Raw genomic sequence first — 23440 nt, forward strand, 5'->3', positions numbered from 1 at the left:
GAGAGGCACCGGGTGGCTCCCCACCTCCTACCGGAACGGTCCTCAGGGACGGTCGCCGGGTAGAGGACCGGGGCGACACGCCCGGGCGCGGGGGTCGGTGCGGGAGGAAAGGCCTCCGGGGTAGTCGCGCGACGGGCGACGATCCGGGACGAGCCGGCCGTCCTGGGTGACGGGTGCCGGTCAGACCAGAGAACACCGACAGACGGAGACGTAGTGCCTACGATCCAGCAGCTGGTCCGCAAGGGCCGGCAGGCGAAGACGAACAAGTCGAAGACGCCTGCCCTCAAGGGCTCCCCCCAGCGACGCGGTGTCTGCACCCGCGTCTACACGACCACCCCGAAGAAGCCGAACTCCGCGCTCCGCAAGGTCGCGCGTGTGCGCCTCTCCTCGGGCATCGAGGTCACCGCGTACATCCCCGGCGTCGGCCACAACCTGCAGGAGCACTCGATCGTGCTCGTCCGCGGCGGTCGTGTGAAGGACCTGCCCGGTGTCCGCTACAAGATCGTGCGCGGTGCGCTCGACACCCAGGGTGTCAAGAACCGCAAGCAGGCACGCAGCCGCTACGGCGCGAAGAAGGGCTGAGACAGATGCCTCGCAAGGGTCCCGCTCCGAAGCGGCCGCTGATCGTCGACCCCGTCTACGGTTCGCCGGTGGTCACGCAGCTCATCAACAAGGTTCTCCTGGACGGCAAGAAGACCGTCGCGGAGTCCATCGTCTACGGCGCCCTCGAGGGTGTCCGTGAGAAGACGCAGTCCGACCCGGTCGTCGTGCTCAAGCGCGCGCTGGACAACGTGCGTCCCTCCATCGAGGTCAAGTCCCGCCGTGTCGGTGGCGCGACCTACCAGGTCCCGATCGAGGTCCGTCCGGTGCGGGCGACCACGCTCGCGCTGCGCTGGCTGACGGACTTCTCGCGTGCTCGTCGCGAGAAGACCATGACCGAGCGCCTCATGAACGAGATCCTCGACGCGTCCAACGGCCTGGGTGCCGCGGTCAAGCGTCGCGAGGACATGCACAAGATGGCCGAGTCCAACCGGGCGTTCGCGCACTACCGCTGGTGATCCCGGCCGCCGCTGCGGGCCGGCCCTGCTCGACAGGACCGGCCCGCGGCGGCGCGGACGGCACCGACCTCAAGCCAACCGACAAGGGGCTATCACGTGGCACTGGACGTGCTCACGGACCTGACGAAGGTCCGCAACATCGGCATCATGGCCCACATCGATGCCGGCAAGACGACGACCACCGAGCGGATCCTGTTCTACACGGGGGTCAACTACAAGATCGGTGAGACGCACGACGGCGCCTCGACGATGGACTGGATGGAGCAGGAGCAGGAGCGCGGCATCACGATCACGTCGGCCGCGACGACCTGCTACTGGAAGAACAACCAGATCAACATCATCGACACGCCCGGCCACGTCGACTTCACGGTCGAGGTCGAGCGCTCGCTGCGCGTCCTCGACGGCGCCGTCGCGGTGTTCGACGGCAAGGAGGGCGTGGAGCCCCAGTCGGAGACGGTCTGGCGCCAGGCCGACAAGTACGACGTCCCGCGCATCTGCTTCGTCAACAAGATGGACAAGCTCGGTGCGGACTTCTACTTCACGGTGAAGACCATCGTCGAGCGTCTCAAGGCCAAGCCGCTGGTCATCCAGCTGCCGATCGGCTCCGAGAACGACTTCATCGGCGTCGTCGACCTGGTCGAGATGCGCGCGCTCGTGTGGCGCGGCGAGACCGCCCTCGGTGAGAAGTACGAGATCGAGGACATCCCCGCCGACCTGCAGGAGAAGGCCGAGCAGTACCGGGCCGAGCTCATCGAGGCCGTCGCGGAGACGAACGAGGAGATGCTCGAGAAGTACCTGGGCGGCGAGGAGCTCACGCTCGAGGAGATCAAGGCCGGCATCCGCCAGCTCACGATCACCTCGGAGGCCTACCCGGTCCTGTGCGGCTCGGCGTTCAAGAACAAGGGCGTGCAGCCCATGCTCGACGCCGTCATCGACTACCTGCCCACGCCCCTGGACGTCCCGGCCGTCGCCGGTCACGACGTCAAGGACGAGGAGAAGGTCGTCGAGCGCCACCCGGACGCCACGGAGCCGTTCGCGGCCCTCGCGTTCAAGGTCGCCGCGCACCCGTTCTTCGGCAAGCTGACCTACGTCCGGGTGTACTCGGGCCGGGTCGAGCAGGGCGCCCAGGTGCTCAACTCGACCAAGGGGAAGAAGGAGCGCATCGGGAAGCTCTTCCAGATGCACTCCAACAAGGAGAACCCCGTCCCCGAGGCGCAGGCCGGGCACATCTACGCGTTCATCGGTCTGAAGGACGTCACCACCGGTGACACCCTCTGCGACCCGAGCGCGCCGGTGATCCTCGAGTCCATGACCTTCCCGGAGCCCGTCATCGACGTGGCGATCGAGCCGAAGACGAAGGGTGACCAGGAGAAGCTCTCCACGGCCATCCAGAAGCTCGCCGAGGAGGACCCGACCTTCCGCGTCCGCCTGGACGAGGAGACCGGCCAGACCGTCATCGGCGGCATGGGCGAGCTCCACCTCGACATCCTCGTCGACCGCATGCGGCGCGAGTTCAAGGTCGAGGCCAACGTCGGCAAGCCGCAGGTCGCGTACCGCGAGACCATCCGCCGTGCGGTCGAGAAGATCGACTACACGCACAAGAAGCAGACCGGTGGCTCGGGCCAGTACGCGAAGGTCCAGATGACCTTCCAGCCGCTGGACCCGGCCGAGGGCGAGCTGTACGAGTTCGAGAACAAGGTCACCGGTGGTCGCATCCCGCGGGAGTACATCCCGTCGGTCGACGCCGGTATCCAGAGCGCGATGCAGCTGGGCGTCCTCGCGGGCTACCCGCTCGTGGGCGTCAAGGCGATCCTGCTCGACGGTGCGGCGCACGACGTCGACTCCTCGGAGATGGCGTTCAAGATCGCCGGCTCGATGATCCTCAAGGAGGCGGTGCGCAAGGCGGACCCGGCCCTCCTCGAGCCGATCATGGCCGTCGAGGTGCGTACGCCCGAGGAGTACATGGGCGACGTGATCGGCGACATCAACTCCCGTCGCGGCATGATCCAGTCGATGGAGGACGCGACCGGCGTCAAGGTCGTCCGCGCCCAGGTGCCGCTCTCGGAGATGTTCGGGTACGTCGGGGACCTGCGGTCGAAGACCCAGGGTCGCGCCGTGTACTCGATGCAGTTCGACAGCTACGCCGAGGTTCCTCGGAACGTTGCCGAAGAGATCATCAAGAAGACCCGGGGCGAGTAGTCCCACAGGTCGAACCCTGCAGTTCCAGCTACACATCCGACCCGTAGGACCGCACGTCGAGCAGGTACCGTCAGGTGGCTGCCGTCGGGCAATCTCTACCAAGTCCTGAGGAGGACACCCAGTGGGCAAGGCGAAGTTCGAGCGGACGAAGCCGCACGTCAACATCGGGACCATCGGTCACGTCGACCACGGCAAGACGACGCTGACCGCCGCGATCTCGAAGGTGCTGCACGACAAGTACCCGGACCTGAACCCCTTCACGCCGTTCGACGAGATCGACAAGGCGCCGGAGGAGAAGCAGCGCGGTATCACCATCAACATCGCGCACGTCGAGTACCAGACCGAGAAGCGTCACTACGCGCACGTCGACGCCCCCGGTCACGCCGACTACATCAAGAACATGATCACGGGTGCGGCGCAGATGGACGGCGCCATCCTCGTGGTCGCGGCGACCGACGGCCCGATGGCCCAGACGCGTGAGCACGTGCTGCTCGCCCGCCAGGTCGGCGTGCCCTACCTGCTCGTGGCGCTGAACAAGGCCGACATGGTCGACGACGAGGAGATCCTCGAGCTCGTCGAGATGGAGGTCCGCGAGCTGCTGTCGTCGCAGGAGTTCGACGGCGACAACGCGCCCGTCGTGCGCGTCTCCGGCCTCAAGGCCCTCGAGGGCGACCCGCAGTGGGTCAAGTCCGTCGAGGACCTGCTGGACGCCGTGGACGAGAACGTGCCGGACCCGGTCCGCGAGATCGACAAGCCGTTCCTCATGCCCATCGAGGACGTCTTCACGATCACCGGCCGTGGCACGGTCGTCACCGGTCGCGTCGAGCGCGGTCAGCTCAAGGTGAACGAGGAGGTGGAGATCGTCGGCATCAAGGAGAAGGCGATCAAGACCACGGTCACCGGCGTCGAGATGTTCCGCAAGCTGCTCGACTACGCCGAGGCCGGCGAGAACGTCGGTCTGCTCCTGCGCGGCACGAAGCGCGAGGAGGTCGAGCGCGGCCAGGTCGTCGTCAAGCCCGGCTCGATCACGCCCCACACCGAGTTCGAGGGCCAGGTCTACATCCTGTCCAAGGACGAGGGTGGGCGTCACAACCCGTTCTACGGGAACTACCGTCCCCAGTTCTACTTCCGGACGACGGACGTCACCGGTGTCATCACGCTGCCCGAGGGCACCGAGATGGTCATGCCCGGCGACAACACGGAGATCTCCGTCACGCTGATCCAGCCCATCGCCATGGAGGAGGGCCTCGGCTTCGCCATCCGCGAGGGTGGCCGCACCGTCGGCTCGGGCCGGGTCACGAAGATCATCAAGTGATCATCGCCCCCCGGGGCTGATCCACCACGCAGGGCCCGGGAGCACCGCTCCCGGGCCCTGCGTCGTCCCCCCGGGCTCCTGACCTCACGAGTTGGCCATTCGGGCTCGGGTCTGGCAGACTTGCGGGGTTGCCCGCCGGGGTGTGCGTTCTCGCGCGCCTGCCGGCTGGGCGAACAGACGTGGCGAACGCTCGGACCTCGGGGTGACCCGGTGGGGAGCGGTCGACAACCACGGCCCCTGTCCCGGAGACGGTACGCAGCGCAGAGGCGTGTCGCGCAAGGCGACACGCCCGAGTGCGGGGGTCGGACAGGACCGGTTTTTCGAGAGAGAGAAGTAGACGACGCCATGGCGGGACAGAAGATCCGCATCCGGCTCAAGTCCTACGACCACGAGGTCATCGACAGCTCGGCGCGCAAGATCGTCGACACGGTGACTCGCGCTGGTGCGTCGGTCGTGGGTCCGGTGCCGCTGCCGACGGAGAAGAACGTCTTCTGCGTCATCCGGTCGCCCCACAAGTACAAGGACAGCCGCGAGCACTTCGAGATGCGAACGCACAAGCGGCTCATCGACATCATCGACCCCACGCCGAAGGCCGTCGACTCGCTCATGCGACTCGACCTGCCTGCGGACGTGAACATCGAGATCAAGCTCTGATCGCTGGGAAGGGACTGATCTTCATGGCTACCCAGCAGAACGCGCGCCCCGTCACGGCGCTGCTCGGCACCAAGCTCGGCATGACCCAGGTGTGGGACGAGGCAGGCCGCCTCGTGCCCGTCACGGTCCTCGCCGTGGGTACGAACGTCGTGACGCAGGTCCGCTCCGCTGAGAGCGACGGCTACACCGCGGTCCAGCTGGCCTACGGCCAGATCGACCCGCGCAAGGTCACCAAGCCGCTCAAGGGCCACTTCGAGAAGGCGGGGGTCACCCCCCGTCGGCACGTGGCCGAGATCCGCACGTCGAACGCGGCCGAGTACACCCTCGGCCAGGAGATCACCGCGGCGGCCTTCGAGGCCGGCCAGGTGGTCGACGTGACCGGTACGACCAAGGGCAAGGGCACCGCCGGTGTGATGAAGCGTCACGGCTTCTCCGGCGTCGGCGCCTCCCACGGTGCGCACCGCAACCACCGCAAGCCCGGCTCGATCGGTGGGGCATCGACCCCGTCGCGCGTCTTCAAGGGCCTGCGCATGGCCGGTCGTATGGGCGTGGACCGCCAGACGACCCAGAACCTGACCGTGCACGCGATCGACGTCGAGAGGGGTCTGCTGCTCGTCAAGGGCGCGGTTCCCGGCCCCAAGGGCGGCGTCGTGGTCGTGCGTTCCGCTGCGAAGGGTGCGTGACCTCGATGAGCGACACGCTGACCGTCGACGTCCTCGACGAGAAGGGCAAGAAGGCCGGTACGGCCGACCTGCCCGGTGACGTCTTCGACGTCACGACGAACGTCCCGCTGATCCACCAGGTCGTCGTCGCCCAGCTCGCTGCCGCGCGCCAGGGCACCCACGACACCAAGAGCCGCGGCGAGGTCCGCGGTGGTGGCAAGAAGCCGTACAAGCAGAAGGGCACCGGCCGCGCCCGTCAGGGCTCGACCCGTGCGCCGCAGTTCGCGGGTGGTGGCGTCGTCCACGGCCCGACCCCTCGCGACTACTCGCAGCGGACCCCGAAGAAGATGAAGGCCGCGGCGCTCCGCGGTGCTCTCTCGGACCGCGCGCGTGCCGGCCGCGTCCACGTCGTCACGGGCTTCGCCCCGGGCGAGGTCCCGTCGACCAAGTCCGCTCTCGCGGTCCTCGACAACCTCTCCGGTCGCAAGAACGTGCTCGTGGTCGTCGAGCGCCAGGACGAGATCACCTGGAAGTCGCTGCGGAACGTCGAGCGGGTCCACCTGCTCGTCGCCGACCAGCTCAACACCTACGACGTCCTCATCTCGGACGACGTGGTCTTCACGCAGGGTGCGCTCGACGCGTTCCTCGCAGGCCCGGTCAAGGGCGCGAAGGCTGTCGCTTCCGAGTCCGAGGCCAACGAGGAGACGAAGTGACCGCCGCCGGCAAGGACCCGCGCGACATCCTGATCGCGCCGGTCGTCTCGGAGAAGAGCTACGGCCTGCTGGACGAGGGGAAGTACACCTTCCTCGTCGACCCGCGTGCCAACAAGACCGAGATCAAGATCGCCGTCGAGCAGGTCTTCGGCGTCAAGGTCGAGTCGGTCAACACCGCGAACCGTCAGGGCAAGGCCCGCCGGACCCGCTTCGGCATCGGCCGCCGCAAGAACACGAAGCGTGCGATCGTCACCCTCCGCGAGGGCTCGATCGACATCTTCGGCGGACCGGTCGGCTGACCGAGAGCGAAGAGGACTTACTTTCATGGGAATCCGTAAGTACAAGCCGACGACGCCCGGCCGCCGCGGCTCGAGCGTCGCCGACTTCGTCGAGATCACGCGCTCGCAGCCGGAGAAGTCGCTCGTCCGTCCGCTGCACAAGACGGGTGGGCGCAACTCCACCGGTCGCATCACGACGCGTCACCAGGGCGGTGGGCACAAGCGCGCCTACCGCGTGATCGACTTCCGTCGTCACGACAAGGACGGCGTGCCGGCCAAGGTCGCGCACATCGAGTACGACCCGAACCGCACCGCGCGCATCGCGCTGCTGCACTACGCGGACGGCGAGAAGCGGTACATCCTCGCCCCCAACAAGGTGTCGCAGGGTGACATGCTCGAGGCCGGCGCGGGTGCCGACATCAAGCCCGGCAACAACCTGCCGCTGCGCAACATCCCGACCGGTACGGTCATCCACGCCATCGAGCTCAAGCCCGGTGGCGGCGCGAAGATCGCCCGTTCGGCCGGTGCGTCGGTGCAGCTCGTTGCCAAGGACGGGCCGTACGCGCAGCTGCGCATGCCGTCCGGCGAGATCCGCAACGTCGACCTGCGCTGCCGCGCCACGGTCGGCGAGGTGGGCAACGCCGAGCAGTCCAACATCAACTGGGGCAAGGCCGGCCGCATGCGGTGGAAGGGCAAGCGCCCGACCGTCCGCGGTGTCGCCATGAACCCGATCGACCACCCGCACGGTGGTGGTGAGGGCAAGACCTCCGGTGGTCGCCACCCGGTGAGCCCCTGGGGTCAGGCCGAGGGCCGCACCCGTCGTCCGAACAAGCCGAGCGACAAGCTCATCGTGCGCCGTCGGCGCACCGGCAAGAAGCGCTGATAGGAGCCCGAGAGAATGCCTCGCAGCCTCAAGAAGGGCCCGTTCGTCGACGGCCACCTGCAGAAGAAGGTCGACGCGCAGAACGAGTCCGGCACGAAGAACGTCATCAAGACGTGGTCGCGTCGTTCGATGATCACGCCCGACTTCCTCGGCCACACCTTCGCGGTCCACGACGGCCGCAAGCACACCCCGGTGTTCGTGACGGAGTCGATGGTCGGGCACAAGCTCGGCGAGTTCGCCCCCACGCGGACGTTCCGCGGCCACGAGAAGGACGACCGGAAGGGCCGTCGCCGCTGACCCCCGGGTCAGCCTGGTGACGCCCTGACGGCAGAGACAAGAGAGCAGGACAGCGATGGAAGCCAAGGCGAAGGCGCGGTTCGTCCGCGTCACGCCCCAGAAGGCCCGCCGCGTCGTGGACCTCATCCGTGGCAAGCAGGCGGCCGAGGCCGTGGCGGTGCTGAAGTTCGCGCCGCAGGCCGCGGCAGAGCCCGTCCTCAAGACGGTGCAGTCCGCGGTCGCGAATGCGGTCGAGGGGGCCAAGCGGAACAGCGAGCGGCTCGACGAGGCAGACCTCTTCATCTCGGAGGTCTTCGTCGACGAGGGCCCGACGCTCAAGCGTTTCCGTCCGCGCGCGCAGGGTCGCGCCGGCCGGATCAACAAGCGCACGAGCCACATCACGGTCGTCGTCTCGCAGCGCGAGAAGGCGACGTCCACCAAGGGAGGGACCCGCTAGTGGGACAGAAGGTCAACCCGCTCGGGTACCGCCTCGGCATCACGACCGACCACCGGTCGCGGTGGTTCGCGGACTCGACGAAGCCGGGCCAGCGGTACCGCGACTACGTGCGCGAGGACGTGCAGATCCGCAAGCTCATGAGCACGGGTCTCGAGCGCGCCGGTATCGCCAAGGTCGAGATCGAGCGCACCCGTGACCGTGTGCGCGTCGACATCCACACCGCCCGCCCGGGCATCGTCATCGGGCGTCGTGGCGCGGAGGCCGACCGCATCCGTGGCGAGCTCGAGAAGCTCACGGGCAAGCAGGTCCAGCTGAACATCCTCGAGGTCAAGAACGCCGAGATCGAGGCTCAGCTGGTCGCCCAGGGCATCGCCGAGCAGCTGGCGAGCCGCGTCTCGTTCCGCCGCGCCATGCGCAAGGGCATCCAGTCGGCCCAGCGCGCGGGTGCCAAGGGCATCCGGGTGCAGGTCTCCGGCCGCCTCGGCGGCGCGGAGATGAGCCGTACGGAGTTCTACCGCGAGGGTCGTGTGCCGCTGCACACGCTGCGCGCGAACATCGACTACGGCTTCTTCGAGGCCCGCACGACCTTCGGGCGCATCGGCGTCAAGGTCTGGGTCTACAAGGGCGACGTCACCGAGAAGGAGTGGGCCCGCGAGCAGGCTTCGCAGGCTCCGCGCCCCTCGCGTGGCGGCCCGCGCGGCGACCGTGGCGACCGTGGTGACCGTGGTCCCCGCGGTGGCGGTCGTCGTCCCGAGCGTCAGGACGCTCCTGCCGCCCCGGCCGCCGAGCAGGCGCCCGCGGAGCAGGCTGCGCCCACCGAGTCCGGAACGGAGGCCTGAGCCGTGCTGATCCCGCGCAGGCTGAAGCACCGCAAGCAGCACCACCCCGGGCGCTCCGGCGCCGCGACGGGTGGCACGACGATCTCGTTCGGTGAGTACGGCATCCAGGCTCTCGAGCCGGCGTACGTCACGAACCGGCAGATCGAGGCTGCACGTATCGCGATGACCCGCCACATCAAGCGTGGTGGGAAGGTCTGGATCAACATCTACCCGGACCGTCCCCTCACCAAGAAGCCCGCCGAGACCCGCATGGGTTCCGGCAAGGGCTCGCCGGAGTGGTGGATCTCCAACGTCAAGCCGGGTCGAGTGATGTTCGAGCTCGCCGGCGTCCCGGAGCCGCTCGCGCGTGAGGCCATGCGCCGCGCGCAGCACAAGCTCCCGATGAAGACACGTTTCATCGTGCGCGAGGGTGGTAACTGATGGCTATCGGAACCAAGGAGCTGGCTCCCAGCGAGCTGGACACCTTCGACGACGAGAAGCTGGTCGCCGAGCTGAAGAAGGCCAAGGAGGAGCTGTTCAACCTCCGCTTCCAGTCCGCGACCGGTCAGCTCGAGAGCCACGGGCGTCTCAAGGCGGTCCGTCGCGACATCGCGCGCATCTACACGATCCTGCGCGAGCGCGAGCTCGGCATCCGTACCGCCCCGAGCGCGGAGTGAGGCAGCAATGACCACGAAGCACGAGCACACCACGGCCACGGCGGACCACCGCGCGTACCGCAAGACCCGTCGCGGCTACGTCGTGTCCGACAAGATGGACAAGACCGTCGTCGTCGAGGTCGAGGACCGCGTCAAGCACCCGCTGTACGGCAAGGTCATCCGCCGCACCAGCAAGGTGAAGGTCCACGACGAGCTGAACGCCGCCGGCGTCGGCGACCTGGTCGAGATCATGGAGACCCGGCCGCTGTCCGCCACCAAGCGGTGGCGGCTGCTCGACGTCGTCGAGAAGGCCAAGTAACCCTGCCGCGGCCGCAAGGCCTCGAGCAGCACAGCACCACGACAGTTGCCCACGACGCGGGCGGGTCTCCCGCCCGCGGCGTGTGCACCACGGCAACCATCCGGATGGCCAGGCTCGCCGCCATCGCGTGAGCGAGAACCCGCCAGACGACAGGAGTAAGTAGATGATCCAGCAGGAGTCGCGACTGCGTGTCGCCGACAACACGGGTGCCAAGGAGATCCTCTGCATCCGTGTGCTCGGCGGCTCCGGCCGTCGCTACGCCGGTATCGGCGACGTCATCGTCGCCACCGTGAAGGATGCGATCCCCGGTGGCAACGTCAAGAAGGGCGACGTCGTCAAGGCCGTCATCGTCCGTACCCGCAAGGAGCGTCGGCGTCCCGACGGCTCTTACATCAAGTTCGACGAGAACGCGGCCGTGATCCTCAAGAACGACGGTGAGCCTCGTGGCACGCGCATCTTCGGCCCCGTGGGCCGTGAGCTGCGTGACAAGAAGTTCATGAAGATCATCTCGCTCGCTCCGGAGGTGATCTGACCATGGCCAAGATCAAGAAGGGCGACCTCGTCGTCGTCATCTCGGGCCGCGACAAGGGCCAGCAGGGGCGTGTCCTCGAGGTCCTCCCCGAGACGCAGCGCGTCGTCGTCGAGGGCGTCCAGCGTGTGCAGAAGCACACGAAGGCCGGCCAGACCTCGCGCGGCACCCGCACCGGTGGCATCGAGACCATCGAGGCCCCCATCCACATCAGCAACGTGATGCTGGTGGACCCGGAGACCAAGAAGGGCACCCGGGTCGGCTACCGCACCGAGCAGGTCGAGCGCGACGGACGCACGCGCACCGTGCGTGTCCGCGTCGCCAAGCGCTCCGGTAAGGACATCTGATGACCGAGACCACCATCGAGGCCCCGGCCCTGCCGCGCCTCAAGACGCGCTACAACGACGAGATCCGTTCGGCGCTCTTCGAGCAGTTCGGCCACGAGAACATCAACCAGGTCGCGCGGCTGGTCAAGGTCGTCGTCAACATGGGCGTCGGTGAGGCCGCGAAGGACTCCAAGCTCATCGAGGGCGCGATCCGCGACCTGACCCAGATCACGGGCCAGAAGCCGCAGGTCACCAAGGCACGCAAGTCCATCGCGCAGTTCAAGCTGCGCGAGGGCATGCCGATCGGCGCGCACGTCACGCTGCGCGGCGACCGTGCCTGGGAGTTCCTCGACCGCCTGCTGTCGACCGCGCTGCCGCGCATCCGCGACTTCCGCGGCCTGTCGCCGCAGCAGTTCGACGGGCACGGGAACTACACGTTCGGCCTCGTGGAGCAGTCCGTGTTCCACGAGATCGACCAGGACAAGATCGACCGTGTGCGCGGCATGGACATCACGATCGTGACCACCGCGACCACGGACGACGAGGGCCGCGCGCTCCTCAAGCTCCTCGGCTTCCCGTTCAAGGAGAACTGACATGGCGAAGACCGCCCTCATCAACAAGGCGGCCGCGAAGCCCAAGTTCGCGGTCCGCGGGTACACGCGTTGCCAGAAGTGCGGTCGCCCGCACTCGGTGTACCGCAAGTTCGGCCTGTGCCGGATCTGCGTGCGGGAGATGGCCCACCGTGGCGAGCTCCCCGGCGTGACGAAGAGCAGCTGGTAACACCCTCCTGACGTCGGTAGGTCCGCGGCCCTGTCCCAGGGCCGCGGATACCCCGGCGAGAAAGGGCTGACGCCCGATGACCATGACCGACCCGATCGCAGACTTCCTGACGCGTCTGCGCAACGCGAACTCGGCGCACCACGACACGGTGACGATCCCGTTCTCGAAGCTCAAGAGCCACATCGCCGAGATCCTGCAGGCCGAGGGTTACATCTCCGGCTGGACCGTCGAGGACGCGCCCGTGGGCAAGAACCTCACGATCACCCTGAAGTACGGCCCCAACCGCGAGCGTGCGCTCGCCGGCGTCAAGCGTGTGTCCAAGCCGGGCCTGCGCGTGTACGCCAAGTCGACCAACCTGCCGAAGGTGCTCGGCGGCCTGGGCGTGGCGATCCTGTCCACGTCCTCCGGGCTGCTGACCGACAAGCAGGCCGCCAAGAAGGGCGTGGGTGGGGAAGTCCTCGCCTACGTCTGGTAAGTCCGAGACGGAGAGGAGAACAGCCATGTCTCGAATCGGCAGGATCCCCGTCCCGGTGCCGGCAGGCGTCGATGTCGCCATCGACGACCGCCTTGTGACGGTCACGGGCCCCAAGGGCACGCTCAGCCACACGGTCGCCGCCCCCCTGGTGGTGGACCGCGACGACGCGGGCGCCCTCGTGGTGACGCGTCCCGACGACGAGCGCCTTTCGCGCTCGCTGCACGGCCTGACCCGCACGCTGCTGGCCAACCTGGTCACCGGCGTCACGGAGGGCTACATCAAGAAGCTCGAGATCGTCGGCACCGGTTACCGCGTGACGGCGAAGGGTGACAACCTCGAGTTCGCGCTCGGCTTCAGCCACCCGGTCGTCGTCGAGCCGCCGGCGGGCATCACGTTCGTCGTCGAGGCGCCGACCAAGTTCTCGGTGCAGGGCATCGACAAGCAGCAGGTGGGCGAGGTCGCCGCGAACATCCGCAAGATCCGCAAGCCCGAGCCGTACAAGGGCAAGGGTGTGCGGTACGCGGGCGAGAACGTGCGCCGCAAGGTCGGAAAGGCTGGGAAGTAACCCATGGCTATCGGCATCAAGGGCAAGGGCACGTCCATCGCCCGTCGTCGCCGCCACCTGCGCCTTCGCAAGAAGGTCGTCGGTACGGCCGCTCGTCCCCGCCTCGTCGTGACGCGCTCGGCGCGGCACATCACCGCCCAGGTCGTCGACGACGCCATCGGCAAGACCGTCGCGTCCGCGTCGACCCTCGAGGCCGACCTGCGCGCGAACGACGGCGACAAGACCGCCAAGGCGAAGAAGGTCGGCGAGCTCATCGCCGCCCGCGCCAAGGCCGTCGGCGTCGAGGCGGTCGTGTTCGACCGCGGTGGCAACAAGTACCACGGTCGCGTGGCTGCAGTTGCTGACGGCGCCCGCGAGGGTGGTCTGAACCTGTGACGACGAACTCCGCATCGAAGAAGAGGACTTTCTGATGGCTGCTCCTCAGCGCAGCAACACCGGTGCCGGTGGCACCGGCGGCGACCGCCGGGACGGCGGCCGTCGTGACGGCGGGCGGCGCGGTGACGCCGCCGAGAAGAGCGCGTTCGTCGAGCGCGTCGTGACGATCAACCGTGTCGCCAAGGTCGTCAAGGGCGGCCGCCGGTTCAGCTTCACCGCGCTCGTCGTGGTGGGCGACGGTGACGGCACGGTCGGCGTCGGCTACGGCAAGGCCAAGGAGGTGCCCGCGGCGATCGCCAAGGGTGTCGAGGAGGCGAAGAAGAACTTCTTCCGCGTCCCGCGCATCCAGGGCACCATCCCTCACCCCGTCCAGGGTGAGAAGGCCGCCGGGGTCGTCTTCCTGCGTCCCGCGTCGCCGGGTACCGGTGTGATCGCCGGTGGTCCGGTGCGTGCGGTGCTCGAGTGCGCCGGCATCCACGACGTGCTCAGCAAGTCGCTCGGCTCGTCCAACGCGATCAACATCGTGCACGCCACGGTCGAGGCCCTGCGCTCCCTCGAGGAGCCCGAGGCCGTGGCCGCCCGTCGTGGGCTGCCGCTCGACCACGTCGCGCCGCACTCGCTGCTGCGGGCGCAGGCCGAGGGCCGTGCCGCCGCGGTGGCCGCGAAGGCAGGTGCGTGATGGCGCGTCTGAAGGTGACCCAGACCCGTTCCGCCATCGGCGGGAAGCAGAACCAGCGCGACACGCTGCGCACCCTGGGCCTGAAGCGGATCGGCGACGTCGTCGTCAAGGAGGACCGTCCTGAGATCCGCGGCATGGTCAAGACGGTGACGCACCTCGTCGCGGTCGAGGAGGTCGAGTGACCATGGCCGACGACAAGAAGGCCGACGAGAAGACGACGGAGACCACCGAGGCGCCCAAGGCCGCCAAGAAGGCTCCGGCGAAGAAGGCCGCCGCGAAGACGGAGTCCGCTCCGGCTGCGGAGAAGAAGTCGACCAAGACGGCTGCTGCCGCCAAGGACGCTTCCGCAACGGCCGAGTCCTCCGCGAAGGCCGACAAGGCCCCCGCGAAGAAGAAGGCCCCGACGGCTGCCGCCAAGGCCGCCGCCGAGGCCGCTGCCCAGCCCGGCGCCGGTGGCACCCTCAAGGTGCACCACCTGCGTCCGGCACCGGGCGCCAAGACCGCCAAGACCCGCGTGGGTCGTGGTGAGGCGTCCAAGGGCAAGACGGCCGGCCGCGGTACCAAGGGCACCAAGGCCCGGTACCAGGTGCCGGACCGCTTCGAGGGTGGGCAGATGCCGCTGCACATGCGGCTGCCCAAGCTCCGCGGATTCAAGAACCCGTTCCGCGTCGAGTACCAGGTCGTCAACCTGGACAAGATCTCGGCGCTGTACCCCGACGGCGGCGACGTGACGGTCGAGTCCCTCGTCGCCAAGGGCGCGGTCCGCAAGGGCCAGCCCGTCAAGGTGCTGGGTGACGGCGAGCTGACCGTCAAGGTCGCGGTGGACGTGGACAAGTGCTCCGCCTCCGCCAAGGACAAGATCGAGGCCGCCGGCGGGAGCGTCGCGCAGGGCTGACGCCCCGCCTGACGTCCGCACGGTCGGACCACACGCAGCGGGCGGTCCCGGGAGAGATCCCGGGGCCGCCCGCTTCGTCGTACCCGCCGCTTCGTCGTACCCGCCCGCACGCCACGACGGCCGCCGCCGGCGCGCGGGCCCACGACGGAGCGTTTCGACTTTCGGTCGCCGGGGTGAAAGTTGCGGCGCCGCCTGGGTGCTGGCACCCGCCGTTGTGGGGCGATGACCCCGTCTCGTCCGGTTCGGGCGGTTCGCAGCCGTGGCACGCGTGCTGGACAAGTGTCCTACTAGGCACTCGCGGGATGTGGACGTCCGCGCGTCGGCGCTCGAGGTGAGCGCCCCGGACGTCCGCCGCGGGCCGAGGGAACGATGCGAGGGAACATGCCAGCAGGGCGCCGTGCGCGCCTGCGTCGGCGCATGGCGAGGACGGCCGCGTCGGTCGCGCTGGCCCTGGTCCTCGCGCCGGCCGTCGGCGTCGTCGCGGCGTCCTCCGCTGCCGCTGCTGCCGTCACCATCGGCCCGGTCGAGGCCGATCTGAGGAGTCACCGCGGGACCGACGGCCGCGGCGCCCTCGTCCCGGCAGCGGACAACGCTGCCGCCGGCTGCATCAGGTACGCGCCGGCGCCCGGGACCCCGTCAAGGACCGAGGTGCGCGTCGGGCACGGCCGGGAGCAGGTGGACTCCCGCACGCGCGTGTTCGTGTGGGGCGCGTGGAGCCACCACTCCTACCAGTGCCCCGACGCGTTGGGCACCGAGCGGAGCTGGGACGACGGCCGGGTCCTGCTGCCGACCGAGTACCGCACCAAGGGCCAGGGCACCCTGGGGTTCGCGCCCGCCACGGTCGCGTCGGTCACGACCGGCACCTCGTTCCTCGTCGGCACGCTCCGCTACGCCAACAACCCCACCCAGTCCGTCTCGTCGCACTACGAGGGCGTCCTGGGGCTGCGCCTGGGGACGCGCGGGACCCTGGAGCCGACGTACGTGCTGCGCGACACGGCGGCCGGGGACGACACCCTGACGTTCGGTGACCTGACGCGCACGTTCCCGGTGGTCCACGACGGCGTCGACCACCGCCTGACCGTGGAGGGATTCACCGTCGCAGCGGCGGGCGCCGGCTGTGGCACGGCGCCGACCGGCGCGCCCACGACCGGCGTGACCGCGCCGCACGGTGCGGTCACCACCGCGTGCCTGTGGGCGCGGCTGGACCAGGTGCGCCCCGTGACGGTCGTCCAGCAGGCCGCGGCTGTCGGCGACGCACCCGCGTCGGTGCCGCCGGGCTTCGTCGTCACCGCGGCGCGTGACGCCGCCCCGGCGGTCAGGTACACGCTGTCGCCGACGGCTGTCACCGGCCCGGGGAGCAGCGCGTCGACCGCCGCGGGCACGGTCCTCGCGCGCCGCGACCGCGTCGTGCTCACCGCGGACGCGCCGCCGGCCTCGTGGGAGCTCTCCTCGATCACGTGCCGGGACGGGCGCGGCGTCGTGCTGGCGCCGGGCGCCACGGTGGGTCTGGCTGCGCGCAGCGTCGTGCTGGAGAACGTCCCCGAGGCCGCGACCGCCGCTGCCGCCCCGATCGTCTGCACCTTCGTCAGCAGCTACGTGGCACCCACGACCCTCACGCTCGTCAGTGTGACGGTGCCCGCGGGTGCGGCGCCGGGCGCGGGGGTCCCGACCGCGGGCTGGGAGTTCACGGTCGACGCACTGGGTGCGGCGCCGCTCGTCACGGGACCCGGCGGCTCCGCCGCGGCGACGGTCCCCGTGCCCGGCGCGACCCGTGTGGTCCGCGTGACGGAGGCGGTGCCCGCCGGCTACGTCGTCGACACCGTGACCTGCCGCCGCGACGACGGCGGCGCAGCGCCCGTGACCACCACCGGGAACCCGTACGACGTCCGGATGGAGCGCGGACGCAGCCACACGTGCACCGTGGTGAACCTGCGGCCCGGTGTCGAGGTCGTCGCGCAGACGTTCCTGGCCGACGACACGGCGTTCGCGTCACCGCTCCCCACCGGCGAGCGGCGGACCGCCGGGACGCACATCGTGCGGCGGTACACGGTGCGCAACACCGGCCAGACCACGCTCGTCGACATCCGGCTGCGCGACGCCTACGCCGCCGTCACCGTCGGCGGGGCCACGACCACGGGCGACGCCACCATCGCGTGCCCGGGCCGCACCGACATCCCCGCCGGGGCGTCCGTCACCATCCCGTCCCTGGCCCCCGGCCAGGAGATCAGCTGCCGGTCCACGGGGGTGCTGTGACGACGCGCACCGCTGACCGGCGACCAGACCGACCGACCTGATCCATCTCTCGAGGCGCCCCTCCGGACGTCTCGGACACCGCCTCCGGGCACATCTCTCCTCTCAGAAGGGCACGACCATGAACAAGAAGACCAAGGGCGTCCTCGCCGGTGTCGCCGGCATCGCGCTGCTCGCGGGCGGCACCACGTTCGCGACGTGGAGCGAGACGCTGACGCAGGACGGCGCCACCATCACCTCCGGCAAGCTCGACATCACGGGTGTCAGCACGCCGGTCTGGTACGACGTGACGGCCGGCCGGTCGGACGCCGCCGCGACCACCCCGGTGACGGGGCGTGCCGGGCACACGATCGACCTGGCGACGTGGCGCACCGTCCCGGGCGACAGCGCCGAGGCGACGTACTCCTTCGACGTGGCGCTCGAGGGCGACAACCTCGCCGCGCAGCTCGACGTCTCGAACCTCCGGGTCGTCGCCGCGAACGGCGGGACCGCGGCGTTCAAGGTCTACGACGGGAAGATGAACGAGATCACGAGCAAGGCCGTCGGCGGCAAGCTGACGTTCGTGGGCCCCGACGCCGGCGCCGACCTGCGCGGTGCGGCCGGCAACGTGGCGGTCGACAAGACGACGGCCGCCGACGTGCACGTGGTCGTGACCGTCGACTTCGCCTCGGACAAGGCGGCGGACATGTCCGCGACCGTCTACCAGCTGGGCGAGGTGGGCGTGAGTCTCACGCAGGTCGCCGGCGCCTGACGGACCACCCGGGCGGCGGCGCCTCCGCGGCGCGCCGCCCGGGTCCCCACCCGACCGACCCACCACCCCGCACCGACAGGAGGACGCCATGAACCGGCCCCGCCCCGTGCGCCGCCGCGTGCTCCCGACCGTCCTGTCGGTGCTCAGCACGGCCGTGGTCGTCGTGGTCCTCGCGTTGGCCGTGGCCCTGGCGCTGGTCCCGCGCATGCTCGACGGCGTCGCGCTCACCGTCCTCACGGGGTCGATGGCGCCGACCTACGAGCCCGGCGACGTGGTCGTCGTCCGTGGCGTGAAGGACGTGCCGGCCGAGATCGAGGTGGGCGACGTCGTGTCGTTCCAGCCCTTCCCGGAGGACCCGACACTCGTCACGCACCGCGTGGTCGCCATCCGCTCGACGTCCGACGGCCTGCGCTGGGTGACGCGCGGTGACGCCAACGCCACCGACGACGAGCCGCTGCGTCCCGAGCAGATCAAGGCCGAGGTCGTCTACCACGTGCCCGCCGTGGGACACGTCATGGTGGCGGTCGGCGCCCACCGCTCCACCGTGGTCATGGCCGGTGCCGCCGTGCTGCTGGTGTACGGGGCGTGGATGGTGCTCAGCCCCGACCGAGGGCGTCGCCCGGCGCGCGCGGACGGCGCAGCAGGTACGGACGAGGCCGCGTCCGACGAGGACCGGCCCGCCGCGGAGGTCGAGGCATGAGCCGGCGCCGACTGGCCGCCGCGGCGGTGGCCGCCGTGCTCACGGCGTCCGTCATGAGCAGCGCCACCTACGCGCTGTGGTCGACCGACGCCGAGGCCTCGATCGGTGTCCTGCGCTCCGGGGACCTCGATCTCGAGCTGGTCGGCGACCTCCGGTGGGCGGAGACGTCCCCGGGTCTCGGCGGTCACGCCGTCGCGTCGGGTGCGGACGGCACCGCCGGCCACCTCGCGGTCCCCGGTGACTCCTTCACGGTCACGCAGCGCTTCCGGACGACCCTGGAGGGCGACAACCTGCACGCGCGTCTCACGGTCTCCTGGCTGCCGACGGGGCACGTCCCGGCGGGCGTCGAGGGCACGTACGTCGTGACGCCGCCGTCGGGGGCCCCCAGCGCCCCCACCCCGCTCGGCACGCCGCTGACGCTGCCGGCGGGCGCCGGCGAGAGCCTGCCCCTCGGCACGGGGGAGTGGACGCTCGTCGCGACCCTCGTGTGGAACGGCGTCGACCGGGTGGTGGCACCGTCCACCCTGACCGGCCAGCCCGCCACCTCGGTCGGCGGGACGATCCAGGTTGACCTGCGGCAGGTGCGTGGCGACGGGCTCGCGCCGTGAGCGGCCTGCGCGGCCGGCTCGTCAGCCTGCCCACCGCCGGGGTGCTGGCACTCACCGTCGCGCTCGCCGCGCTGGTGGGGGTCGTCGGCGGCGGGACCCTCGCGCTGTGGCGCGACGTCGAGACCGTCACGGCCGGCATGCCCGCCGGTGTCGTCGTGTTCGGCGTCGGGACCCCCGGTGAGCCCGGGGCGCTCGCGGACTACGCGACGGGCCCCGGCGACACGGTGGAGCTGACGTTCGGTCCCGCGCAGGCCGCGACGCTCCTGGCGACCGGGTCGGTCGCCGTCCCCGTCCAGGTCGACGCGCTCTCGCAGGGGCACCGCGGCCTGCGGTACACCGTGACGCCGCACATCACGGGCGGCATCCTCGGTGAGTCGGACGTGCGGCTCGTCAAGGTGGCCGGGCCGGCTGCCTGCACGCCCACGGTGGCCGGCCCCGAGGCCGGCGCGTCGACGCCGGTGCCGGCCGACTACAGCGACACCCGCCGGCTGACCAGCGAGTACTGGTGCCTCGTGGCGGCCTTCGACCCCGTGCAGGGCACGTACGACAGCACGGCGTCCGTCGACGCCGGCGTCGCCACCTCCGGCGGGAGCACGTCGCAGCGCGTGACCGTCGAGGACCGGTGGAGCGCGTCGGTCGGCAAGGCCCGCGTGCCGGCGGACGAGCCGACGCACCGCCTGACGTTCGCGTTCACCACGTTCCGGCCCGGCCGGTGACGCGGGCGACCCCAGCCCGCCGGGCCCTGGTGGCGGGTGTCGTCCTGGCGCTCGTCGTGCCGCCGGGCGTCGCGGTCGCGGCGTCCGGCGACGGGCTCGTGACCACGTGGGACGGGCCGACCGTCGACCTCGCCTGGGACGGCCTGCCGGCCACCGCCAGCTCCGCGACGTTCTCGGGTGCGCCGGTCGTGGTGCCCGGCGGCGTCCAGGGCAGGACGATCACCGTGACCAACGCCGGCCCGACCGACGCGGTGCTGCGTGGCTGGGTGCAGGACGTGCAGCTCCTCGACCCCGACGCCGACGCCGACGACGCGGACCTCGCCGACGGTGCGCCCGGGGCGGACTTCTACACCGACCTGACGCTCACGTGGCGCACCGCGTCGGGGGACGGGCGCTCGTCGTTCCGCCGGCTCGCGACGGCGGGTGCCACGCCCGTCGTCGACGTGCTGCTCGCGCGCGGGGCGAGCACCCAGGTCACCGTGGTGACCGCGCTCGCCACGGACGCGACGTCGGGCAACCGCGCGAACGTCCCGCCGCGGGAGGCCACGTACGAGGTCCTGCTCCGGCTCGACGGCAGCACGTGGGCCAGGGCCGGGGCCGCGTCGCGCTCCGGGTCCGCGGGGACCGACGTCGACGCCGTGACGCCGCGGGTCGACACCATCGTGACGATCGCGGAGGTCCAGGCGGCAGGAGGGGCCGGCGCGGGGCCGCTCGCCCACACGGTCCTGCACGGGCTGCGGGCCGCCCTGCTCGCGGTGATCGGCATCGGGGTCGGGTCGCTGCTGCTGGGTGCCGCGCGGCGACGTCGTGACGCCCGGGACGCGGGCGCGTCCCGCCCCGCGCCGCCCGCGCGGTAGCCACCTCCCGTCGGGCCCCTCGACGGACGGGCCAGGGCCGCTCCACCCCGCCCGACGCAGCCGCCGGGGCACGACGCACCGTCGGTGAGGACGGCAGGAGCGCGCCCGCGGGCCGCGTCCACGCGGGGGACCAACGTCCTCGCCCACGGCCTGCTGGTCCGAACGGGCGAGGGACGGGTCCGCCGGATCGTCCCGCCACGCCGGATCTTCCGGCGAATGTCGGACTGGACGCTAGTCCATACGGGTTGCTTACCGTGATCCCGTTCCCTCTGAGGAGGGAAGGTCGCCCCCTACCTGCCACGGGGGTGTGCGACAGGAAGGGACGCGGCAGGAGGCTCGGTATGCACAGCACCGGACGTCGGTCGACGAAGGGCGTCACGCGCGGCACCGCCGCGCGGATCCTCGCGGGGACGGTCGCGGCCGGGCTCGGACTCGCCCTCGTGCCCGTTCTGGGTGTGACGACCGCGGCCTCCGCGGACGTGCCGGCCACGGGCAGCACGACGGGCGCCGCGATCTACTCGAGCGACGCGCACAGCTCTGCGCAGTTCCCCGAGATCGCGTGGGTCTCCTGGGCGCCGGAAGGCCAGGCGATCGCGAACGGGACCAGCGTGACCAACTGGCACGCGATGGGTGACGACACGTGGCTGGAGGTCACGTGCACGCTCACGAACCTGTCGGGCGTCCCCGTGACGGCCTACAAGCCGTTCGGGAACACGTGGGTCGAGCCGGACGGGACCGTCGGGTCGTCGAAGGACGGTCTCGGCCAGCTGTACCCCGGCATGCCGCCCGCAGGCATCCGGCAGGACAAGAGCTACGAGAACTCCGAGTACCCCAACTCCACGTCCCTCACCGTCGCGTGCGACGCCGCGGTCGTCGGGTACGCCGCGAGCAACCGTGAGGGGAGTCCGATCAGGCGCACCCCCGTCGACCTGGGTGGGCTGGTGCTCGCCGACGCGGAGTCGCTCAACGTCGGGGAGAAGAACGGTGTGGTCACGGAGCACGTCGCGGCCACCGCCGCCCCGACGGGCTGGAACACCCCCTGGCGCGTCATCGACAGCTACCACGGCGGGTGCTCGTACCGCACCCACACGGCGACCGCCACGGTGAGCCCGCAGGACGTGGGCAGCACGCGGCACTGGACCGCGAACCTGCACAACACCGCGGCCGCCGACCAGGGTCAGTGCCTCGAGGGCTCGTCCACCGCGGTGCTGCTGGCAGAGGGCGTCCAGACGCTCGACATCGACCTGCTCGGTCAGGGCCTCAGCGCTGTCGCGGTCGGCTACGTGCTCGGTGTGGACCACGGCGACGCGCCGGCCGACTACGGCATGGCCGGTGCCCTCGTCCGGCCGCGGTGGGAGGGTCCGCTGCTCTGGGAGGGGACGCACCACCTGGCGGGCTACACCGGGCCCGGCCAGCAGGTCATGACGCCGATCAGCACCCGCGTCGTCCCCACCGTCACGCTCGGCGCGGACGCGCGCGCCAACACGACCGTGCCCTTCAGCACGGACGCCACGGGGGACATCCCCGACGAGGAGGCGTTCGGCCAGGGCGCCTCGCCGGCCGCGGTCGCGGTGGAGCCCGTCGTGGTCACCTCGTACACGCTGGGCACGGCCCGCTGCCGGGAAGGTCAGGCGCACGTCGCGGCCTGGTTGGACTGGGACGGCAACGGCCGGTTCGATGAGGACGAGCGGTCCGACGTGGTGCCCTGCCCCGGCGGCTCGAGCGCCGGCACCGTGAACCTCACCTGGTCGTCGGTGCCCGCGGACGTCGTCGGCGGCACCTCGTACCTGCGGCTGCGGGCCGCGGCGGACACCGCCGAGCTGGGGTCCGCCACCGGCCCGGCGCTGGCCGGGGAGACCGAGGACTGGCAGGTCCAGCTGCTCGTGACGCGACTGGCGCTCGCGAAGTCCGCGGACGTGTCGCACGTGACCCCCGAGACCACCGCCGTCCGCTACACGGTCACGCTGACCAACACCGGCAACGTCGCGGTCCCGGACGCGCACGTGGTCGACGACGTGAGCGACGTGCGGACGTACGGGACGGTCGCGTCGGCCACCGCCACGTCCGGTACGGCTGCGGTCGTGGGTGACCGCGTCACCTGGTCCGGGTCGCTCGCCGCCGGCGAGACGGTGACGCTCACCTACCAGCTGACCGGCCTCCACCGCATCCCCAGCACGCAGGACGAGACGATCCACAACGTCGCCCGCGCGACGACCGCGGCACCCGGCCCCGACGACCCCGTGGCCTGCGAGCCCGGGTCCGTGGACGAACGTGCCGGACGCTGCACGACCGTCGACCTGCCCGGCGTCGGGCTGAGCGTGGAGAAGTCCGCGGCCGCAGGCGGCACAGCCCTGGCGGACGGCGCCCGGCTGGCACCCGGGACCACCGTGACGTGGACGTACGTCGTGAGGAACACCGGCTCGCTGCCGCTGCACGACGTGAAGGTCGCCGACCTGGTGACCGAGACCCGCAACGGCTCGCCCCTCGTCACCGACCTCCGCATCCCCCTCGACTGCGGCCGGCACGGCAGCGGCACCGACGTGACGCTCACCGAGCTCGCCGTGGGCGGGAGCGTGACCTGCACCGCCGAACGGCCGGTCGTCCCGCCCCGCACCTGATCGGGCACGCACCCCGCGAGACCCGACA

General features: G+C 70.7%; 32 protein-coding genes. All 32 read left to right on the forward strand.

Annotated features, from left to right (window positions below; genetic code table 11):
- Positions 1-213: 213 nt before the first annotated feature.
- The 32 genes from rpsL to J1G43_RS06745 all read left to right on the forward strand — a co-directional run bounded on the left by rpsL (position 214) and on the right by J1G43_RS06745 (position 23412).
- Positions 214-582, forward strand: a complete 369-nt coding sequence (gene rpsL / locus J1G43_RS06590; RefSeq protein ID WP_013117883.1) for a 30S ribosomal protein S12 — start codon at positions 214-216, stop codon at positions 580-582.
- Between the two features lie 5 nt (positions 583-587).
- Positions 588-1058: a 30S ribosomal protein S7 gene (gene rpsG / locus J1G43_RS06595; protein ID WP_089798424.1), complete on the forward strand. Its 471-nt coding sequence runs from the start codon at positions 588-590 to the stop codon at positions 1056-1058.
- 96 nt (positions 1059-1154) lie between these two features.
- The gene (fusA, locus tag J1G43_RS06600) at positions 1155-3257 is read left to right on the forward strand and encodes an elongation factor G (protein ID WP_207339058.1); all 2103 of its coding nucleotides are present in this window, start codon (positions 1155-1157) and stop codon (positions 3255-3257) included.
- A 121-nt stretch (positions 3258-3378) separates the two neighbouring features.
- The gene (tuf, locus tag J1G43_RS06605) at positions 3379-4572 is read left to right on the forward strand and encodes an elongation factor Tu (RefSeq protein WP_207339057.1); all 1194 of its coding nucleotides are present in this window, start codon (positions 3379-3381) and stop codon (positions 4570-4572) included.
- A 345-nt stretch (positions 4573-4917) separates the two neighbouring features.
- Positions 4918-5226, forward strand: coding sequence for a 30S ribosomal protein S10 (gene rpsJ / locus J1G43_RS06610; RefSeq protein ID WP_013117879.1), 309 nt, complete (start codon positions 4918-4920; stop codon positions 5224-5226).
- 23 nt (positions 5227-5249) lie between these two features.
- Complete coding sequence (gene rplC, locus J1G43_RS06615) at positions 5250-5909, forward strand: 50S ribosomal protein L3 (protein ID WP_089798427.1); 660 nt, start codon at positions 5250-5252, stop codon at positions 5907-5909.
- Between the two features lie 5 nt (positions 5910-5914).
- A complete protein-coding gene (gene rplD, locus J1G43_RS06620; RefSeq protein ID WP_207339056.1) occupies positions 5915-6601 on the forward strand; it encodes a 50S ribosomal protein L4 in 687 nt (228 codons plus the stop codon).
- Positions 6598-6900: a 50S ribosomal protein L23 gene (gene rplW, locus J1G43_RS06625; RefSeq protein ID WP_089798428.1), complete on the forward strand. Its 303-nt coding sequence runs from the start codon at positions 6598-6600 to the stop codon at positions 6898-6900. Before rplD ends, rplW begins: the two co-directional genes overlap by 4 nt.
- Before the next feature lie 25 nt (positions 6901-6925).
- Positions 6926-7762 carry a 50S ribosomal protein L2 gene (gene rplB / locus J1G43_RS06630; RefSeq protein ID WP_207339055.1) on the forward strand — a complete coding sequence of 279 codons (837 nt, stop codon included), beginning with the start codon at positions 6926-6928 and terminating at the stop codon, positions 7760-7762.
- A 15-nt stretch (positions 7763-7777) separates the two neighbouring features.
- Entirely contained in the window at positions 7778-8059 is a 282-nt protein-coding gene (gene rpsS, locus J1G43_RS06635) for a 30S ribosomal protein S19 (RefSeq protein ID WP_207339054.1), read from the forward strand.
- Between the two features lie 55 nt (positions 8060-8114).
- Entirely contained in the window at positions 8115-8495 is a 381-nt protein-coding gene (gene rplV, locus J1G43_RS06640; protein WP_089798430.1) for a 50S ribosomal protein L22, read from the forward strand.
- On the forward strand, positions 8495-9334 hold the full coding sequence (gene rpsC / locus J1G43_RS06645) for a 30S ribosomal protein S3 (protein WP_207339053.1): 840 nt from the start codon (positions 8495-8497) through the stop codon (positions 9332-9334). The genes rplV and rpsC overlap by 1 nt, the downstream gene beginning before the upstream one ends.
- Before the next feature lie 3 nt (positions 9335-9337).
- The gene (gene rplP, locus J1G43_RS06650) at positions 9338-9754 is read left to right on the forward strand and encodes a 50S ribosomal protein L16 (RefSeq protein ID WP_207339052.1); all 417 of its coding nucleotides are present in this window, start codon (positions 9338-9340) and stop codon (positions 9752-9754) included.
- The gene (gene rpmC / locus J1G43_RS06655) at positions 9754-9990 is read left to right on the forward strand and encodes a 50S ribosomal protein L29 (RefSeq protein WP_089798433.1); all 237 of its coding nucleotides are present in this window, start codon (positions 9754-9756) and stop codon (positions 9988-9990) included. Before rplP ends, rpmC begins: the two co-directional genes overlap by 1 nt.
- A gap of 7 nt (positions 9991-9997) precedes the next feature.
- A complete protein-coding gene (gene rpsQ / locus J1G43_RS06660) occupies positions 9998-10288 on the forward strand; it encodes a 30S ribosomal protein S17 (RefSeq protein ID WP_089798434.1) in 291 nt (96 codons plus the stop codon).
- Between the two features lie 163 nt (positions 10289-10451).
- Positions 10452-10820 carry a 50S ribosomal protein L14 gene (gene rplN, locus J1G43_RS06665; protein ID WP_013117868.1) on the forward strand — a complete coding sequence of 123 codons (369 nt, stop codon included), beginning with the start codon at positions 10452-10454 and terminating at the stop codon, positions 10818-10820.
- A 2-nt stretch (positions 10821-10822) separates the two neighbouring features.
- Positions 10823-11164 carry a 50S ribosomal protein L24 gene (rplX, locus tag J1G43_RS06670; protein ID WP_013117867.1) on the forward strand — a complete coding sequence of 114 codons (342 nt, stop codon included), beginning with the start codon at positions 10823-10825 and terminating at the stop codon, positions 11162-11164.
- A complete protein-coding gene (gene rplE, locus J1G43_RS06675; protein WP_089798435.1) occupies positions 11164-11736 on the forward strand; it encodes a 50S ribosomal protein L5 in 573 nt (190 codons plus the stop codon). Before rplX ends, rplE begins: the two co-directional genes overlap by 1 nt.
- Position 11737: 1 nt before the next feature.
- Positions 11738-11923, forward strand: a complete 186-nt coding sequence (locus tag J1G43_RS06680) for a type Z 30S ribosomal protein S14 (RefSeq protein WP_046528982.1) — start codon at positions 11738-11740, stop codon at positions 11921-11923.
- A 76-nt stretch (positions 11924-11999) separates the two neighbouring features.
- Complete coding sequence (rpsH, locus tag J1G43_RS06685; protein WP_046528981.1) at positions 12000-12398, forward strand: 30S ribosomal protein S8; 399 nt, start codon at positions 12000-12002, stop codon at positions 12396-12398.
- Positions 12399-12423: 25 nt separating this feature from the next.
- The gene (gene rplF, locus J1G43_RS06690; protein WP_207339051.1) at positions 12424-12963 is read left to right on the forward strand and encodes a 50S ribosomal protein L6; all 540 of its coding nucleotides are present in this window, start codon (positions 12424-12426) and stop codon (positions 12961-12963) included.
- Between the two features lie 3 nt (positions 12964-12966).
- Positions 12967-13338, forward strand: a complete 372-nt coding sequence (rplR, locus tag J1G43_RS06695; protein WP_089798437.1) for a 50S ribosomal protein L18 — start codon at positions 12967-12969, stop codon at positions 13336-13338.
- A 34-nt stretch (positions 13339-13372) separates the two neighbouring features.
- Positions 13373-14017 carry a 30S ribosomal protein S5 gene (gene rpsE / locus J1G43_RS06700; RefSeq protein WP_089798438.1) on the forward strand — a complete coding sequence of 215 codons (645 nt, stop codon included), beginning with the start codon at positions 13373-13375 and terminating at the stop codon, positions 14015-14017.
- On the forward strand, positions 14017-14199 hold the full coding sequence (rpmD, locus tag J1G43_RS06705; RefSeq protein ID WP_013117860.1) for a 50S ribosomal protein L30: 183 nt from the start codon (positions 14017-14019) through the stop codon (positions 14197-14199). Before rpsE ends, rpmD begins: the two co-directional genes overlap by 1 nt.
- Before the next feature lie 2 nt (positions 14200-14201).
- Positions 14202-14912 (forward strand): 50S ribosomal protein L15, encoded by a 711-nt coding sequence (rplO, locus tag J1G43_RS06710; protein ID WP_207339850.1) that lies wholly within the window; start codon positions 14202-14204, stop codon positions 14910-14912.
- A gap of 417 nt (positions 14913-15329) precedes the next feature.
- Positions 15330-17165 carry a hypothetical protein gene (locus J1G43_RS06715; RefSeq protein WP_207378179.1) on the forward strand — a complete coding sequence of 612 codons (1836 nt, stop codon included), beginning with the start codon at positions 15330-15332 and terminating at the stop codon, positions 17163-17165.
- 118 nt (positions 17166-17283) lie between these two features.
- Positions 17284-17913, forward strand: coding sequence for an alternate-type signal peptide domain-containing protein (locus tag J1G43_RS06720; protein WP_207339049.1), 630 nt, complete (start codon positions 17284-17286; stop codon positions 17911-17913).
- A gap of 88 nt (positions 17914-18001) precedes the next feature.
- On the forward strand, positions 18002-18613 hold the full coding sequence (locus J1G43_RS06725; RefSeq protein WP_207370277.1) for a signal peptidase I: 612 nt from the start codon (positions 18002-18004) through the stop codon (positions 18611-18613).
- The gene (locus J1G43_RS06730) at positions 18610-19221 is read left to right on the forward strand and encodes a hypothetical protein (protein ID WP_207339047.1); all 612 of its coding nucleotides are present in this window, start codon (positions 18610-18612) and stop codon (positions 19219-19221) included. Before J1G43_RS06725 ends, J1G43_RS06730 begins: the two co-directional genes overlap by 4 nt.
- The gene (locus J1G43_RS06735; RefSeq protein WP_207370278.1) at positions 19218-19937 is read left to right on the forward strand and encodes a SipW-dependent-type signal peptide-containing protein; all 720 of its coding nucleotides are present in this window, start codon (positions 19218-19220) and stop codon (positions 19935-19937) included. Before J1G43_RS06730 ends, J1G43_RS06735 begins: the two co-directional genes overlap by 4 nt.
- A gap of 29 nt (positions 19938-19966) precedes the next feature.
- Complete coding sequence (locus tag J1G43_RS06740; RefSeq protein WP_207378180.1) at positions 19967-20794, forward strand: hypothetical protein; 828 nt, start codon at positions 19967-19969, stop codon at positions 20792-20794.
- Between the two features lie 341 nt (positions 20795-21135).
- Positions 21136-23412, forward strand: coding sequence for a CshA/CshB family fibrillar adhesin-related protein (locus J1G43_RS06745; protein WP_207378181.1), 2277 nt, complete (start codon positions 21136-21138; stop codon positions 23410-23412).
- The last annotated feature ends 28 nt before the right edge of the window (positions 23413-23440 follow it).

It is taken from the genome of Cellulomonas sp. zg-ZUI22 (genome assembly GCF_017353535.1).
Classification (GTDB): domain Bacteria; phylum Actinomycetota; class Actinomycetes; order Actinomycetales; family Cellulomonadaceae; genus Cellulomonas; species Cellulomonas wangleii.

Excerpts from the sequence above, each read along its gene's own strand:
- rpsG (WP_089798424.1), top strand. The coding sequence starts at position 588 with ATGCCTCGCAAGGGTCCCGCTCCGAAGCGGCCGCTGATCGTCGACCCC.
- rpsJ (WP_013117879.1), top strand. The coding sequence starts at position 4,918 with ATGGCGGGACAGAAGATCCGCATCCGGCTCAAGTCCTACGACCACGAG.
- rplC (WP_089798427.1), top strand. The coding sequence starts at position 5,250 with ATGGCTACCCAGCAGAACGCGCGCCCCGTCACGGCGCTGCTCGGCACC.
- rplD (WP_207339056.1), top strand. The coding sequence starts at position 5,915 with ATGAGCGACACGCTGACCGTCGACGTCCTCGACGAGAAGGGCAAGAAG.
- rplB (WP_207339055.1), top strand. The coding sequence starts at position 6,926 with ATGGGAATCCGTAAGTACAAGCCGACGACGCCCGGCCGCCGCGGCTCG.
- rpsS (WP_207339054.1), top strand. The coding sequence starts at position 7,778 with ATGCCTCGCAGCCTCAAGAAGGGCCCGTTCGTCGACGGCCACCTGCAG.
- rplV (WP_089798430.1), top strand. The coding sequence starts at position 8,115 with ATGGAAGCCAAGGCGAAGGCGCGGTTCGTCCGCGTCACGCCCCAGAAG.
- rpmC (WP_089798433.1), top strand. The coding sequence starts at position 9,754 with ATGGCTATCGGAACCAAGGAGCTGGCTCCCAGCGAGCTGGACACCTTC.
- rpsQ (WP_089798434.1), top strand. The coding sequence starts at position 9,998 with ATGACCACGAAGCACGAGCACACCACGGCCACGGCGGACCACCGCGCG.
- rplN (WP_013117868.1), top strand. The coding sequence starts at position 10,452 with ATGATCCAGCAGGAGTCGCGACTGCGTGTCGCCGACAACACGGGTGCC.
- rplX (WP_013117867.1), top strand. The coding sequence starts at position 10,823 with ATGGCCAAGATCAAGAAGGGCGACCTCGTCGTCGTCATCTCGGGCCGC.
- rplE (WP_089798435.1), top strand. The coding sequence starts at position 11,164 with ATGACCGAGACCACCATCGAGGCCCCGGCCCTGCCGCGCCTCAAGACG.
- J1G43_RS06680 (WP_046528982.1), top strand. The coding sequence starts at position 11,738 with ATGGCGAAGACCGCCCTCATCAACAAGGCGGCCGCGAAGCCCAAGTTC.
- rpsH (WP_046528981.1), top strand. The coding sequence starts at position 12,000 with ATGACCATGACCGACCCGATCGCAGACTTCCTGACGCGTCTGCGCAAC.
- rplF (WP_207339051.1), top strand. The coding sequence starts at position 12,424 with ATGTCTCGAATCGGCAGGATCCCCGTCCCGGTGCCGGCAGGCGTCGAT.
- rplR (WP_089798437.1), top strand. The coding sequence starts at position 12,967 with ATGGCTATCGGCATCAAGGGCAAGGGCACGTCCATCGCCCGTCGTCGC.
- rpsE (WP_089798438.1), top strand. The coding sequence starts at position 13,373 with ATGGCTGCTCCTCAGCGCAGCAACACCGGTGCCGGTGGCACCGGCGGC.
- rpmD (WP_013117860.1), top strand. The coding sequence starts at position 14,017 with ATGGCGCGTCTGAAGGTGACCCAGACCCGTTCCGCCATCGGCGGGAAG.
- rplO (WP_207339850.1), top strand. The coding sequence starts at position 14,202 with ATGGCCGACGACAAGAAGGCCGACGAGAAGACGACGGAGACCACCGAG.
- J1G43_RS06715 (WP_207378179.1), top strand. The coding sequence starts at position 15,330 with ATGGCGAGGACGGCCGCGTCGGTCGCGCTGGCCCTGGTCCTCGCGCCG.
- J1G43_RS06720 (WP_207339049.1), top strand. The coding sequence starts at position 17,284 with ATGAACAAGAAGACCAAGGGCGTCCTCGCCGGTGTCGCCGGCATCGCG.
- J1G43_RS06725 (WP_207370277.1), top strand. The coding sequence starts at position 18,002 with ATGAACCGGCCCCGCCCCGTGCGCCGCCGCGTGCTCCCGACCGTCCTG.
- J1G43_RS06730 (WP_207339047.1), top strand. The coding sequence starts at position 18,610 with ATGAGCCGGCGCCGACTGGCCGCCGCGGCGGTGGCCGCCGTGCTCACG.
- J1G43_RS06745 (WP_207378181.1), top strand. The coding sequence starts at position 21,136 with ATGCACAGCACCGGACGTCGGTCGACGAAGGGCGTCACGCGCGGCACC.